The 13,869-nt window shown below is 68.5% G+C and carries 10 protein-coding genes and 2 pseudogenes; 6 read left to right on the forward strand and 6 right to left on the reverse strand.

Translation table 11 applies throughout. The features are described from left to right. The first annotated feature begins 258 nt into the window (after positions 1-258). Positions 259-849: a hypothetical protein gene (locus HD596_RS01875; protein ID WP_185067583.1), complete on the forward strand. Its 591-nt coding sequence runs from the start codon at positions 259-261 to the stop codon at positions 847-849. Between the two features lie 337 nt (positions 850-1,186). Continuing rightward, positions 1,187-1,846 (forward strand): LmbU family transcriptional regulator, encoded by a 660-nt coding sequence (locus HD596_RS01880; protein WP_185067584.1) that lies wholly within the window; start codon positions 1,187-1,189, stop codon positions 1,844-1,846. A 101-nt stretch (positions 1,847-1,947) separates the two neighbouring features. On the opposite strand, the pseudogene HD596_RS65510 reads toward HD596_RS01880, so the two are convergent. Then, a pseudogene (locus tag HD596_RS65510) lies at positions 1,948-2,121 on the reverse strand (integrase core domain-containing protein); the annotation flags it as partial. 572 nt (positions 2,122-2,693) lie between these two features. After that, entirely contained in the window at positions 2,694-3,695 is a 1,002-nt protein-coding gene (locus HD596_RS01890) for a tetratricopeptide repeat protein (RefSeq protein ID WP_185067585.1), read from the reverse strand. Between the two features lie 90 nt (positions 3,696-3,785). Between HD596_RS01890 and HD596_RS61200 the strand changes: the two genes are divergently transcribed. From HD596_RS61200 to HD596_RS01905, 3 genes are read left to right on the forward strand one after another with little or no spacing between them, the layout of a single operon-like run. Then, a complete protein-coding gene (locus HD596_RS61200) occupies positions 3,786-5,045 on the forward strand; it encodes an MFS transporter (protein WP_185067586.1) in 1,260 nt (419 codons plus the stop codon). After that, positions 5,039-6,784: a tetratricopeptide repeat protein gene (locus HD596_RS64590; protein ID WP_185067587.1), complete on the forward strand. Its 1,746-nt coding sequence runs from the start codon at positions 5,039-5,041 to the stop codon at positions 6,782-6,784. The genes HD596_RS61200 and HD596_RS64590 overlap by 7 nt, the downstream gene beginning before the upstream one ends. A gap of 11 nt (positions 6,785-6,795) precedes the next feature. Beyond that, positions 6,796-8,763: a CehA/McbA family metallohydrolase gene (locus tag HD596_RS01905; RefSeq protein WP_313042338.1), complete on the forward strand. Its 1,968-nt coding sequence runs from the start codon at positions 6,796-6,798 to the stop codon at positions 8,761-8,763. Here the strand turns inward: HD596_RS01905 and HD596_RS01910 are convergent. From HD596_RS01910 to HD596_RS01925, 4 genes and pseudogenes are all read right to left on the reverse strand, one after another. Continuing rightward, positions 8,713-9,062, reverse strand: a pseudogene (locus HD596_RS01910) (IS256 family transposase); the annotation flags it as partial. The gene HD596_RS01905 and the pseudogene HD596_RS01910 overlap by 51 nt on opposite strands. A 367-nt stretch (positions 9,063-9,429) precedes the next feature. Further along, positions 9,430-10,287, reverse strand: coding sequence for a carbohydrate ABC transporter permease (locus HD596_RS01915; RefSeq protein ID WP_185067589.1), 858 nt, complete (start codon positions 10,285-10,287; stop codon positions 9,430-9,432). Continuing rightward, positions 10,284-11,198 (reverse strand): carbohydrate ABC transporter permease, encoded by a 915-nt coding sequence (locus tag HD596_RS01920; protein ID WP_185067590.1) that lies wholly within the window; start codon positions 11,196-11,198, stop codon positions 10,284-10,286. Before HD596_RS01920 ends, HD596_RS01915 begins: the two co-directional genes overlap by 4 nt. Further along, complete coding sequence (locus tag HD596_RS01925) at positions 11,195-12,505, reverse strand: ABC transporter substrate-binding protein (protein ID WP_185067591.1); 1,311 nt, start codon at positions 12,503-12,505, stop codon at positions 11,195-11,197. The genes HD596_RS01920 and HD596_RS01925 overlap by 4 nt, the downstream gene beginning before the upstream one ends. A gap of 171 nt (positions 12,506-12,676) precedes the next feature. Between HD596_RS01925 and HD596_RS01930 the strand changes: the two genes are divergently transcribed. Beyond that, positions 12,677-13,849 (forward strand): ROK family transcriptional regulator, encoded by a 1,173-nt coding sequence (locus HD596_RS01930; protein WP_185067592.1) that lies wholly within the window; start codon positions 12,677-12,679, stop codon positions 13,847-13,849. Positions 13,850-13,869 lie beyond the last annotated feature (20 nt).

Here is a 13,869-nt window from a genome sequence, read left to right on the forward strand (position 1 = left end):
CGCAACCACATGAACCAACTCCAAGCCCAAGCAGACGGACAAGATCTTTCGGCAACGGAAGGGAGGGCGGCATGAGGAAGCGCGACGAGCTGATGACGGTCCCGAGATCCTCGACGAACTCGGGGGAATCTCCCGCCGGACCTTCTACCGCTGGCGGGAGATCGGCAAGGCGACGGAAGGCTTCAAGCTCCCCAACGGGGAGATCCGGGTCTACCGTGGCGAGTTCACCGCATGGCTTGACACCCTCCGGGAGGCGGCGTGACCACGTCATACAGCGCCACGTACTGGGAGATTCGCCGGAACAAGTCGAGCAAGAAGCCGTCGTACGAAGTCCGCTGGAAGGTCGGCGGCCGGGAGAAGTCCAGGAGCTTCGGCACCAAGGCGCTCGGGGACAACTGGCTGTCCGACTTTCGGCAGGCCGCCAAACGTGGCGAAGCGTTCGATGTGGAGACCGGACTCCCGGAATCCATGCTCAAGGCGAAGAACGCGCGCGCCTGGTACGCCTTCGCCATGGCCTACGCGGAAACCCGCTGGCCTCACTCGGCACGGCCACAAGGCATGACGGACGCGCTGCCGAACGTCACCCCCGTACTCACCACCGACCGGCCGGGCCGACCAGATGACGAGACGCTGCGGCGGGCGCTTCGAGACTTCGCATTCGTCCCCGCCGATTGCCGGCCCCCGCGGATGCCCGAGATAGCGAGCGCCCTGCGCTGGCTGGAAGCCGCATCACTGCCCATCACCGCACTGGAAGACGCCAAGCACACGCGGGCCGCCCTGGAGGCTCTCGCGCTCCTCCTCGACGGCTCCGCGGCTGCGGCTTTAAAAGGGTCGACATCCCAAATATAGATAAAAAATATACTGACATGTTTTGCTGACTGCCGTTAGCAGAAAGCCTACTCAGGAGAACCAGCAAGTGACCGAGTCCCTCCTGGCCGCTGCCGTGTCTCCGTCAGCAACTGATCGCGTCCTGCTGTCGCGAAGCGCCCGCGCGGATGAAGGCATTGCCCACCGGCGTATTGACCGGCCACGCCTGCGACAGCTTTCGGGGGACAGACGGAACTCTCCAGCGCCCATGGTCGTGGTCACGGGGCCGGCCTCGACGAATCTGCATCCTGAGCCGGGGCCGAGCCGACGTCAGCGCTCTTCTAGAGTTTCAGAACCACGGGGATGATGCTCAATGGCGATGCCACTTCTCGATTCTGTCCCAGCGAAGGAAGGGGAGCGCGACGCCGCCCGTCGGGCCGCGGCCGGCGTGCGCGGAAATCCCTTGTCGGGAAGGCTGGGGCTCGACTCCGCCGTACAGGCCCGGAGGCTCGGGCTGCGACTCCCCGCGGACATGTCCTTTGAATCGTGGCGGAAAATCGGCGACCAATTGAGCGTGATTGCCGACTCCTCCGCCTGGTGGCTCGGGGATTGGCTCGTCTATGGCGCGGAGTACTTCCCCGACCGGTACCGGATAGCCCTCGCCAAGACCTCGCTGTCGTACAAGACGCTCAGAAACTACGCGTGGGTGGCCCGCAAATTCCCGATGTCCCGTCGACGGGACACGCTGAGCCTGCAGCACCATGCCGAAGTGGCCGCCCTCCCGGAGGACGAGCAGGAGATCTGGCTCACGCGAGCGGAGACCGAAGGCTGGCCGCAGAGCAAGTTGCGTAAAGAGATCCAGGCGAGCCGCGCCCGCAACGAGGACAGCGGCCAGCCCAGGGTGACCATCTCCGTTGAGGTCTCCTCCGCGCAGGAACAGCGCTGGACCGCGGCGGCGCGGAGCGCGGCCGTCCCCCTGCCGGAATGGATCGCCTGCACCCTCGACGAGGCCGCAGTTCGAACATTCTCGGGCTGTTGAAAGCGACATTCGTGGACAGAGTGGCGCTTATCTTCAGCGAGGCGAAAATGGGCTCTTGTGGGGCTTGGCGGTCCTGTTTCGGCTTGCGATGGGGACAGCTGTCCGATGCCGAGGTGAGGTCGGGCCGTGTTGTAGTGCGCCAGGTAGCGGGTGAGGGTACGGCGTAGATGGTGCTCGTTGAGGATGAGCGTGCTGTCCAGGAGTTCACGGCGTAGGGTGCCGATGAGCCTTTCGCAGTGCGCGTTCGCCTTCGGAGCTTGCGGTGGGCTCTTGATGACGCGTTCGGCAGGAAGTTACAGGCGGCTGGGTGATCCACGGGCCGGCGGGGTTGGCGGTGACGCCGAGCAGATGCGCCGGCTGCGGAGTGACGGCGCCGCAGTAGGTCACGAACCTCAGAAGGGTTTCCGACCGTAGCAGCAACATGAGGTCCCGCAGCTGGTCCATCGGCAGGCAGTGGAGCAGCCTAGCGAGGACGAACCGGTCATCCGGCGTGAGCACGGGCCTGGTCACCTACCGCTGCAACACCGTCAACTGGTGCCGCAGAACCAAAATCTCGATGTCTTTGTCGTGATCGCTCCTGGACAATAAGCGCATGCCCGCTTTTGCTGATACCGGTGCCGGACGCCGACGAGCACACAAATAGAGCGGGCGACAGCCGGCGGCCGGCGCCCGCTTTTGTCAGCCGACTACACGGTGGGGTCGGCGTGCTTCGGGGTAGCGGCACCGGTGAGCCGGACCGTTCCGGGCTTATGGATGACGATTTTCTTCATTGCGTAGTCGCCCTTTCTCCTCGAAATGAATGAATCGGCGATTGCCGTCACGAGAATCCGTCAGATCTTCATATCTGTCAAGGTCCTGATATTTCCTGGCAGCGGGTGATGCCTTCGGCCGCACGTGCCCACTCATGCTTGCTGCCAGCCGCCTCGGCCAGTTCGCGTGCCGCATGAAAGGCGGCGAGCGCCGCCCCCGGCGCGTTCCTGCCGTCGAGCAGCACCGTGCCGAGCCGGTTGAGCGCCTCGATCTGCCCCAGCCGGTCCCCTGTCGTCTCGAACAACTCGAGCGCCTGCTCCAGCAGCTTGATACCGCCCTCGGGATCGCCACCGAGATGCGCCACGAAGCCCAGCTCGCGCAGCGCGTCGGCCTCGCCCACCGGGTAGGGCAGCTCCCGCGCCACCTCCAGCGCCTCCTGGGCGCTTGATCGCGCGGCCACGAGGTCGCCGGTGCGGTATTGGACGACGGTCAGGCACGTGAGCGCGTTCACCACGCCCATCCTGCTCCCCAGCTCACGGTAGACGGACAGCGCCTCGATCAGCGTCCCGTAGGCGCCGTCGAGGTCTCCAGTGAGCTGCTGCACGACACCCAGGTTCTTGAGGGCATTGGCGGTGCCGAGCCGGTCGCCGAGCTCGGCGAAGAGCACGAGCGCGGCGCCGAGATGTTCGCGTGCGGGGGGAAAGTCACCGCTCAAGTAGTGGGCGAAGCCCAGGTTCTTGGCTGCCCGGGCCATGCCGGGCCGATCCCCCTCACGCTCGAAGAGCGCACGGGCGGCAGCGAAGGACTCCAGCGCTGCGGCGCAGTCTCCAGTGAGATGACGGACCGTGCCCAGGCTGTCGAGCGCCCGCGCCTCACCGAGACGATCGCCCAGTGAACGGTACAGCACTATCGCGCGGCCCAGATGAGCCGCCGCCGCGGAAGAGGCGCCCATGGCATATTGCACCTGCGACAACTCCACCAGCACGTCGGCTTCGCCACGATGATCACGCGCTTCTTTATACAAGGTGAGAGCCGTTGTCAATGCCATTTCGGCGAAACGGAATTCTCCCGCTTTCCTGTGCTCGATTCCGCGGTCCACATATGTACGAGCCGGTAACACCATGGACATTCTATGCCCTTCCAGAGATAATTCCTAAACTAAATGATCTAGATAGGAGAAGGTCGGCTGATGTCCCGAGCCGGTTCCCTCTGGCGCAATCGCGACTTCATGCTGCTCTGGGCAGGCCAGTCGGTCAGCATGACGGGCACCGAGCTGACGGCGGTGGCGTTGCCGTTCGCCGCCATGACCGTGCTGGGTGCCTCACCCTTGCAGATCAGCCTGCTGACGGCTTGCGGCTTCCTGCCCCATCTCGTGGCCTCGTTGCCCGTAGGCGCCCTGGTCGACCGGCATCGCCGCCGCCCCTTGATGATCTGGTGCAACGTGTGCCAGGCCGTCGTGCTCGGCTCGGTTCCGCTGGCCGCCCTGCTGGACGGGCTCGGCTTCGCGCAGCTGTACGCGGTGGCCGTGGTCGCGGCCCTCCTCTCGGTCATGTTCGACACCGCGTACCAGAGCTACCTGCCCACGTTGCTGCGCGGCGAGCAGCTCGTCGAGGGGCATGGCAAGCTGAGCGTGTCGATGTCGTTCGCCACCGTCGCCGGGCAGAGCGGCGCCGGCGCGTTGATCACAGCAATCGGCGCGGCGCGGGCCGTCACCGTGGACGCGGTCTCCTACCTGGTCAGCGCGACGACATTAGCGCTGGTCAGAGCCGAGGAGCCGGTGCCCGCTCCCCGACCGGCCGGGGCCAGGCTCCGCACCGAGATCCTCGAGGGTCTGCGCTACGTCCTCGGCGACCCACTGATGCGGCCGGTCGTCCTCGCCAACGCGCTGGTCTCCGCGGCGATCGGGGGCGTGTGGTCGCTGTGGATCGTCTACGTCTACAACGAGCTGCACTGGACGGCCGCGCAAACGGGGATCTGCATGGCCGTCAGCGCGGCCGGCGGCATCGTCGGCGGGCTGCTCACCCGACGTCTCACCCAGCGATGGGGATTGCCGAGGCTCATGCTCTTCGGCGTCGTCGGGTATGCGCTCGACCTCGTGCCCACGCTGCTGGCCGGTCCAGGCATGGCCGGGTACGTGCTGGTCACGGTCGGGCACTGCCTGGCCATCGCCGTCCAGATGACCTACATCGCCGCCAACCGGAGCTTCCGCCAGCTGATCTGCCCGCCCGAACTGATGGGCCGGATGAACGCGACCTCCCGCTGGCTCGCCCTGGGCTCCAAGCCTCTCTTCGCTGTCCTGTTCGGCCTGCTCGCCACCTGGATCGGTCTGTGGGCGACACTGGCGCTCGGCGCGCTGACGTTCGCCCTCCCGACCGCGGTCATGCTCGCCTCACCCCTCCGCACGCTGCGCGGGGTGCCGTCCCGCCCTCTCCAGGAGGAATCGTGTTAGAACTCACCGTCGACGCGCACAGGCGCCACGGCCCGTTCACGATCGCCGCCGCGCTCGCGCACGCGACCGTGCCCACGGTGGCCGCTCCGGAGCTCCACGACCTGGAGCTGCGGGCGGTCGCGCCGGACCTGGACATCCCCGTACGGCGGACGTCGGTCGCCGACCAGCTGGCCAGATCCGAACGCATCCTGATACCCGGCCCTCGCCACACGCTGCGCCTGGCCAACGGGCTGGCGGAGTACCTCCGCCCGCTCCTGCCCATCAGGCTCACGGTCGCCAACCTGGCCCAGGCAGACCCCACCGATCACGAGTTCCTGGACGTCGTCCGGCGTCGCCTCTCGCTGGACGTCATCGACTCCGGCGACGCTCCGGAGCCCGACCTGACCCCGGAGGAGCATGACTTGCGGGCGTCGGACCTCGAAGCGTCAGGGCTGATCCGGCCGCGCTTCGGCGAGCTCGCCTACCACCGGGAGCGGGGCGGCGATCCCGAGCTGGCGGCCAAGGCGCTATGGGACGCGATGGGCCGCTGCCTCATGGCCGGCTTCCACCACGCCGCGGCCGACCTCGGCGAGCGCGCGCTCGCGCTGGCCGGCCCCGATGACTGGTGGCGGATCGCGTACGGCGTGGCACTGGCCTGCTCCTCCATCGACCGTGAAGACGATGCGCGCAGGCTGCTCGACGAGGCGCGGCGGCGCGGTGTCGGGCCGAAGGAACGCGCCACGTCCGCCTACCTGACGGCGATGCTCCTGGTCCGCCATCACAATCCGGCGCGGCGTGACCCGGAGGAGGCGATGGCATGGATCAACGAGGCGATCATCATCACCTCGCTGCTGCCCGACCGGCGCGAACGTGCCTTCCACCTCAGCTTCGACCTCAACGGCGCGGCGCTGGTGCAGGTGCGGCGGGGGCGGCACGACGCCGCCCGTGACCTGGTGGAGCAGGCCATCGACCTGGCCGAGCGCGACCTGGCCGAGGGCGAGCACCCGATCCACCGGCTGGTGTTGCGGGCCAACCGCGCGACGCTGCTGGCCATGGCGGGCGAGCCGGAGCAGGCGCTGCCCGACCTCGACGCCGCCATCGCCGCCGACCCGGGCTACCCCGACTACTACATCGATCGTGGGAACGCCCTGCACCAGCTCGGACGGTACGACGAGGCGGTCGCCGACTACGAGACCGCCATGGAGGTCGGCTTGCCGCTGCCCGAACCGTACTACAACCGGGCCGAGATCCGGTTCGCGCGCGGCGACCTCCAGGGAGCGCTGGCCGACCTGTCCTACGTGCTGGAGCTCGACCCCGAGTTCGTGGCGGCTTACGTGAACCGGTCCGGGATCTGGGCGGCTCTCGGCGAGCACGCCAAGGCCAAGGCGGACGCGCTCCGCGGTCTGGAGCTGGAGCCGCGCAACGCGTACCTGCTGGCGGCCCTGGGGCAGGCGGAGGCCACGCTGGGGCGTCATGAGGCGGCGCTGACGGCGTTCCGCACGTCGCTGGATCTGGATCCGGAGGCGGCGACCACGTGGGCCGGCCGAGCGGTCCTGGCGTACGAGCTGGGCGACCTGGACGGAGCGGTCGCGGATCTGACGCGCGCCATCCAACTGGAGGAGAGCCCCGCCTTCCTGTTCAACCGGGCCGTGGCCCTGCGGGACCTGGGCGAGCAGGAGAGCGCGCGGTCGGATCTGGAGCGCGCGGCGCGTCTGGATCCCGGGGACGAGGACATCCGCGCTCTGCTTTCCGCGATCTGATGGAGGGGTCCGTGCACGATTACCGCCGCCTGCTCGACCGCCATGGGGTGACGTGGGGCGAGCAGCTGATCCCCTACGTCGGGGAGGTGCACACGAGCGCCTACCTCATGAACGGTTACGACTACTGGAGCGCCTGCTTCCGCCAGCTCGGCGGGACGCGCCGCGACATGGACGCGCGGATGGGCGAGCTCGACCTGGACGGCGTGGTACGGGACGCGCTGGGTGGCGATGTCCTGGACAACCTGGCGGCTCTGCGCCTCACTCCCGAAGGGCACCGGTTGGAGGCCCGGACGCTGGCCGTACTTGATGACGCGCCGCTCTCGACCACGCTGCTGCTGGACTCCGGCATGCCGGAGGAGGTCACCGTGACGGTCGACGGCGTCGCGCACGTCGTTCCGCCGGGAGGCGCCAAACTGGTGGCGATCACCAGCGCCAGCACGGTGATCGCCGGAGAGCGGATTGACCTCGGCGCGCTCGCCAGGCGGGCGCGCGCAGCCCGGGTGCGGCTGCGTGCCGGGTTCCCGTGCAGGTGGACCGTCACCAGCGGGGACGGGCAGGGATGGTATCCGCGGGGCGCCGTCCGCGCTCTGGATGCCCGGCTGCGACCGTACTTCCACGGCGACGACCTGGAGATCGACGTTCCCGCAGAGCGCCTCACAGTGTCCGTGACGCGCGGCATGGAGTACGGCTCGGCCGCGGTGGACGTGGAGCCCGCGCCGGGAGAGGAGCTGACCGTCGAGCTGACGCCCGAACGCCTCTACGACGCGGCCGCCCGCGGCTGGTACGGCGGCGACCTGCATGTCCACCTCAACTGGATGGGCGACGAGCCGGCGACCCCCGAGCGGGCCGCCGCCGCGCAGATCGGCGAGGACCTGCACGTGCTGAACCTGGTCGCGGGCAACGTGGCAGGTGAGCGGGTCTACGACCGGGAGCTGCTGGAGGAGTGGGTCGGGCGGGACCTGCCGTGGTCGGACGAGAGCCACGTCGCCAGGTTCGGCGTGGAATACCGCAATGACCTGCTCGGACACTTCAGTGCCTTCGGTCTCACCGGCCTGCCCACGCGCTTCCACAGCGGCTTCGGTGACAGTCCGGACGCGCATCCCAACAGCGTTCCGCTGGCGGAACTGCGCGGCCTTGGCGCGGTCACCGGCTACGGCCACCCGTTCCACACCGATCTGAGCGACACCGACCCGCCGGACAGGGCCGTCGCCGCCGGGCGCAACTGCTCGGCCAGGGAGATCGTGGTGGACGCGGCGCTCGGCCTGATCGACAGCCTGGACGTGCTCAACCACTCCTCCATCCAGGCGACCGCCGTGGTCTATCGCCGGCTCATCGGGGCCGGCAACCGGCTCGCGGTGACCGCCGGCACCGACGCGGTGCTGTCCATATCGCGGCGCGGCACCGCGTCGAGCCCGCCCGGCTGGGAGCGGGTATACGCCTGGGTCGATGGGCCGCTGACCGCCGTTTCCTTCGCCGAAGCCGTACGGCGAGGCCGCACGTTCGCCACCACGGGCCCCTGGCTCGAGCTCGACGTCGGCGGTCACCGGCCGGGCGACACGATGCGGCCGGCCGAGGGCGACACCGTCACGATCACCGCGCGGACCGTCGGCCCCGAGGTGGAGTGGCTCCAGCTCAGGACCGCCGACGGCGTAATCGCGGAGGGCGGGCCCGGCCTGCTCACCGCCGAGCTCACCGTGCACGAACCGACCTACGTGGTCGCCGTGGCGGGAGGCGGGCCGCATCCCCGGTCAATGCACCCTGGGGGTGCCTATGCGCACACCAGCCCGGTCTACATCGGGGATCACGTGGCCAGGCGGGCCGACGTCGAGTGGTGCCTGCGCTGGCTGGACCTCCTGGAGCCGCTGCTGGACGCGGACGGCACGTTCGCCTCGGCCGCGCAGCGCGCCGCCCACCGGGATGTGCACGATCAGGCTCGCCAGGTGTACCGGGCCAGGCTGCGCGCGGTGAGCGGATCCTGAATTTTCGGACAAGGATGCCCCGAGCTTCGCCATCTGCCCGCTGCCAGCGTTTGACGTTGGTGGCGTGGTCTCGGCAGATGGAGATCATCGATTCGATGGGGTTGGTTGAGCGCAACGTGCGAGCCAGTGTTGGTGGCACGCACGGTCAGGGTCTCGCTCAGGCCTTCGCGCAGCGAGGCGGCGGCGCCTGGGTGGGTGCGTTCCAGCTCGGCGGCCGGCGAGGTCAGGGCGGCCTCGGCGAGCAGGACGATGGGCGCCTGGTAGGCGGCGCGTATCCGCCGTTCGACGGTGACGCGCACGCCTGGCGCGGGAGAATTCGCTGTGGGGCTATCGGCGGATCGCCGGCGAGCTCGCCGCTCTGGTGCCGCCTGGCCGGGATGCCCGTCACCACCGTGCCGTTCGAGCGGGCCGTTCGAGCGGGCCGCCTCCGCGATGCCGACAGGGTCGATCGCCAGGATGTTCCTGGAGCCGGTCCAGTCGAAGAACACGATCGCGACCTTGAACCAGGAGGCGTGACCGGGGACCAGCTCTGTCCCGGGTGGTGGCCGGACAACCCGGGCATGTCCATCCAGCAGCTCGGCCGCGAGGTGAGCCAGAGACTCGTCGTCGAGCACGCCCAGGTCCGGCCCCCAGTGCAGGATCGCGGGCAGGATCGCGGGCAGGGCGTCAGCCCTTCAACCCTCCGCTGAGCAGGTCGAGTCGCCAGAAGCGCTGCAGGAACAGCAGCAGGGCGATGAGCGGGATCACCGACACGGCGGCGCCCACGATGGCGATGCCGTACAGGACGGGCTGGCCCGAGCCCTTGCTGAGCAGGGTGTACAGGCCCACGGTGATCGGGAACTTGGTCTCGTCCGACAGCATGATGTACGGCAGCAGGAAGTTGTTCCAGGTTCCGACGAACTGCAGCAGGAAGATCGTCACCATGCCGGGGATCATCATGGGCAACCCGATCGAGCCGAAGATGCGATACTCGCCCGCCCCGTCGATCCTGGCCGCCTCCATCGTCGCGTCCGGGACGGACGCCATCGCGTACACCCTTGCCAGGTAGATGCCGAACGGTGAGATGAGGCCCGGCAGCAGGACCGACCAGTAGCCGCCCACCAGGTCGATCTCGGACATGATCAGGTATTGCGGGATGGCCAGCGTCATGCCGGGCACGAGGACGCCGGCCAGGATGGCGTAGAACAGGATGTTGCGGCCGCGGAACTCGTACTTGGCCAGGGCGTATCCGGCCAGCGTCGAGATCAGGGTCGAGGCCGCGGAGCCGGCGACCGCGTACAGGACGCTGTTGGCCGTCCACCGCAGGTAGAGGCCGTTCCCGTAGGTGAACAGGTCGCGCAGGTTGTCCAGCAGGCCCGTTCCTGGGGCGAAGGTGAACGTCGAGAACAGTTCGCCGCTCGACTTGGTCGAAGCCACGAGCACCCACGCGACGGGCACCAGGCAGTAGATCGAGCCGATGAGCAGGACAAGGGTGGGAAGGATCTGGGCGCGCCGGTGCGGGAGCACGTGGCCGGTGGCACTCACCGCATGCCTCCGAAGGCCCGCTTCTGGGTGACCTTCAGGAGCACGACCGAGACCACAAGAGTGCCCGCGGCCAGCAGGACGGAGGCGGCCGAGGCCAGCGGCAGGTCGTCCCGGATGAAGGCGTTGCGGTAGATGTGCATCAAGGGCACCCAATCCTGAGAGATCTCCGTGGTCATCGGTCTCACGGTGGTCGGCTCGCCGTACACCTGCAGCGTTCCGATCAGCGCGAACAGTCCGGTGAGCACGAGCGCGGGCGCCACCAGCGGGATCTTGATCCGCCAGGCGATCTGCCATTCGGAGGCCCCGTCGATGCGTGCCGCGTCGTACAGCTCCGACGGGATGCCGCGCAGCGAAGTGAAGATAATGATCATGTTGAAGCCGACGCCGCCCCACACCGCGATGTTGGCCAGCGACGGGTAGATGCCACCCGCGCCCAGAAATGGGATCTCACCCAGTCCCAGCTCCCGGGTCAGGTAGCTGAACGGGCTGGTCGAGGGCAGGTACATGAAGCCCCACAGCAGCGAGGCCGTCACGCCCGGGACGGCGTACGGGATGAAGATCGCCGTGCGAGAGAACCTCTTGGCCCGCGACCCGGCGTGGTCGAGGAGCAGCGCGAACAGCAGCGCCAGCCCGAGCGTGAGCGGCACGCTGATCAGGCCGTAGAGGGCGAGTCTGCCGAAGCCGGTGAAGAACTCGGGGTCGGTGAGCGTCTTCAGGTAGTTGTCGAGTCCGACGAAGACCTCCTCGCGCGTGCCGAAGATGCCCTTGCCGGTCAACCGCAGGCCGCGCGCGCTGAGGTAGATCGCGTAGCCGATGGGGATCGCCAGAAAGGCCAGGAAGAGGAGGACGGCGGGTGCCACGAACAGATACGGCGCCCGGGATCTGCGCTCGGCCCTGGTCATGGCGGTCATGGACCCGCGACCTTGAAGCCGGTGGTCTTCATGTCCTCCACCACGAGGTTGTGCGTCTTCGTCAGCGCGTCCCTCAGCGGGGTGCGGTTCTTGATCGCGGCGGAGACGGCGTCCTGGTACGCGCTCTTGGCGGTGTTGACGTTCGGACCCCAGCTGATGTGCGGGATCGTGCGCTGGGCCGCCTTGGTGGCGATGTCCCAGTAGTCCTTCTGGTTCGCCGTCAGCTTGGGCGGCGGACTGCTGCTCGCGGCCTGCTGACCGGCCAGCGACGCCGGGTACTCGCCCAGCGAGATCTGGACGTCGTACGCCGTCTTGTTGGTCTCCATCCACTTGGCGAACGTCGCCGCGGCCTCGGGGTGCTTGGAGGCCTTGGTGACGGTCAACGCGGAGCCGCCCTGGAAGGCCACCCGGTCGTCGCCCTCCTTCCACTGCGGGAGAGGCGCGATGGCCCAGTCGCCCGCCTGCTTCTCCGCGATGCCGTACAGCACGCCCGGCGCCCACAGGGCGGCCGGCCAGGTGAGGATCTTGCCCTTGTTCAGCTTGTTGTTCCACTCGGGGGTGAGCAGCGGCTCGGCCTTGACGAGGTCCTTGTCGATGAGCCCCTGCCAGAAGTCGGCCACCTCAAGGGAGGCCTGGTCGGCGATGCCCACCGTCCACGTCTGGTCCTGGACCTTCCACCAGGAGGCGCCGGCCTGCTGGGCGAGCCCGGCGAAGTTGCCGAACTCCGATGGCGCGAAGGTCGCGAGGTAGGCCTCGGGGTCCTTCTTGCGCACGTCCGCCGCGACCTTCGCGAAGTCCTGCCAGGTGGCGGGCGGCTCGATCTTCAGCTCCTGGAACCGCTTCTTGTTGTAGACCAGGACCATCGGGCCGACGTCCTGCGGCACTCCGTAGACGGCGCCGTCGAAACTGGTCAGGTCCCACACTTCCGGGCTGAAGGCGTCCTTCACGTCGCCGGTGTAAGCGGAGATGTCGGCCAGCGCCCCGGCCACGATCATGGAAGGCAGGGTTTCGTATTCCATGCAGGCGGCGTCGGGGCCGTTGCCTGCCCGGTTCGCCGTGAGCAGCTTGGTCGCCGTGTCGGTGCCACCTCCCACGTCGGTGTGCTTGACCTGGATGTTCGGGTGGGCCTTGTTGAACGCCTCGACGTTGGCCTTCTGGGCGGAGCCCCAGCACCAGAACTCCAGCGTCACCGGCCCGGCGTTCGCCGCCGGCGTGCCGGTGCTCGCGGGCGTGCCCGACGAGCAGGCCGCCAGGACGGCGGCCGTGCCGAGCGCCGCGATGGAGCCGCCGAGCCTCGAGATACGCATCCTGCCTCCTTCACTGCGAAGCGATCTGGCTTCGCAACAAAGCCAACCTAGAGACAGGATGAGAGGAATGTCACTACCTGTGCGCACTTTTCCTTGACTTCTATGTGAAGGTGCGGTTACTCCGGGGACATGCTAGTTTCGCGACAAAGCTAACAGGGGATGGTGAGGCTGATGGAGGTTGAGTCCGGAAGCTGGTCCGGCATGTGGGACGACCTGCCGGACGCGGCACGCTCCATCGTCAAGGAGCTCATCATCCACGGCCCCGCGTCCCGTACCGCGCTGGCCAGGACCTTGCGCCTGTCGACCGGCAGCCTGACGAGACTGACCAAGCCCATGGTCGACGCCGGGATCCTCGTCGAAGGCGACGTGGTGCACGACCCGGTCAACGGCCGTCCCACTCGCCCCCTGGACGTGGCCGCGGGCGAGCACCGCTTCTTCGGTGTCAAGCTGACCGCGGACCACGTCCACGCCGTCGTCACCGACCTGCGCGCCCAGATCGTCGCGGCCCGCGACGAGCCGATCTCCGACCACGCTCCTGAGGCCGTGTGCCGCCAGGCCCGGCGGCTGCTCGACGAGCTGTCCGGCGGCGAGAAACCACCCGTCGGCGCCGGTGTCACGCTCGGCGGCGACGCCCGCGCCGCGGTTCAGCTCGGCGGCGAGCCGCTGGTCGACTCGGGGTTCCTGGGCTGGCGGCAGGTGCCGCTCAAGCGCCTGCTCGAGCAGGCGCTCGGCGTCCCATGTGTGGTCAAGAACGACGTGGCGGCGCTGGCCCACCAGCATCACTGGTTCGGGGCGGCCCGCGGGTTGCGCGACTTCGCGCTCGTCTCGATCGGGGCGGGGATCGGCTACGCCCTCGTCGTGCACGACCACCTGGTGGCCGCGACCGAGGCGGACCTCGGCATGTTCGCCCACCTGGTGCTGAACGGCGGCGGACCGATGTGCCCGGAAGGCCACCGCGGATGCGCCGCCGCGTACTTGTCCAGCGAGTCGATCGTGACCGCCGCCGGACAAGGACTACGGCGGCCGGTGACGTACGAGGAGGTGATGCGCCTGGCCGCGCGAGGGGACAAGGTGTGCCTCGGCGTCGTCGGCGAGGCCGCGGACGCTCTCGGCAGGCTCATCGCCCACATCGCGACGTTCTCCATGGTCAAGAGGGTGATCGTGGTCGGTGAAGGCGTTGAACTGGCCCGCGTCGCGAAGGACGATCTCGGCCGGGCTCTCAGTGCCGACCGGCGCGGCGTGACGAACTCGGTCGAGGTGATCATCGAGGCGGACGACTTTCGCGAATGGGCCCGTGGCGGCGCGGTGGTCGCCATCCAGGGCTTCGTCACCGGCAGCGACTAGTGGGCGCGGCCGCGACACCC

This window comes from Nonomuraea jabiensis (genome assembly GCF_014204795.1).
Classification (GTDB): domain Bacteria; phylum Actinomycetota; class Actinomycetes; order Streptosporangiales; family Streptosporangiaceae; genus Nonomuraea; species Nonomuraea jabiensis.

Coding starts and splice junctions, on each gene's coding strand:
- HD596_RS01880 (WP_185067584.1), top strand. CDS start 1,187: ATGCCACTTCTCGATTCTGTCCCAGCGAAGGAAGGGGAGCGCGACGCC.
- HD596_RS61200 (WP_185067586.1), top strand. CDS start 3,786: ATGTCCCGAGCCGGTTCCCTCTGGCGCAATCGCGACTTCATGCTGCTC.
- HD596_RS01930 (WP_185067592.1), top strand. CDS start 12,677: ATGGAGGTTGAGTCCGGAAGCTGGTCCGGCATGTGGGACGACCTGCCG.
- HD596_RS01925 (WP_185067591.1), bottom strand. CDS start 12,505: ATGCGTATCTCGAGGCTCGGCGGCTCCATCGCGGCGCTCGGCACGGCC.
- HD596_RS01920 (WP_185067590.1), bottom strand. CDS start 11,198: ATGACCGCCATGACCAGGGCCGAGCGCAGATCCCGGGCGCCGTATCTG.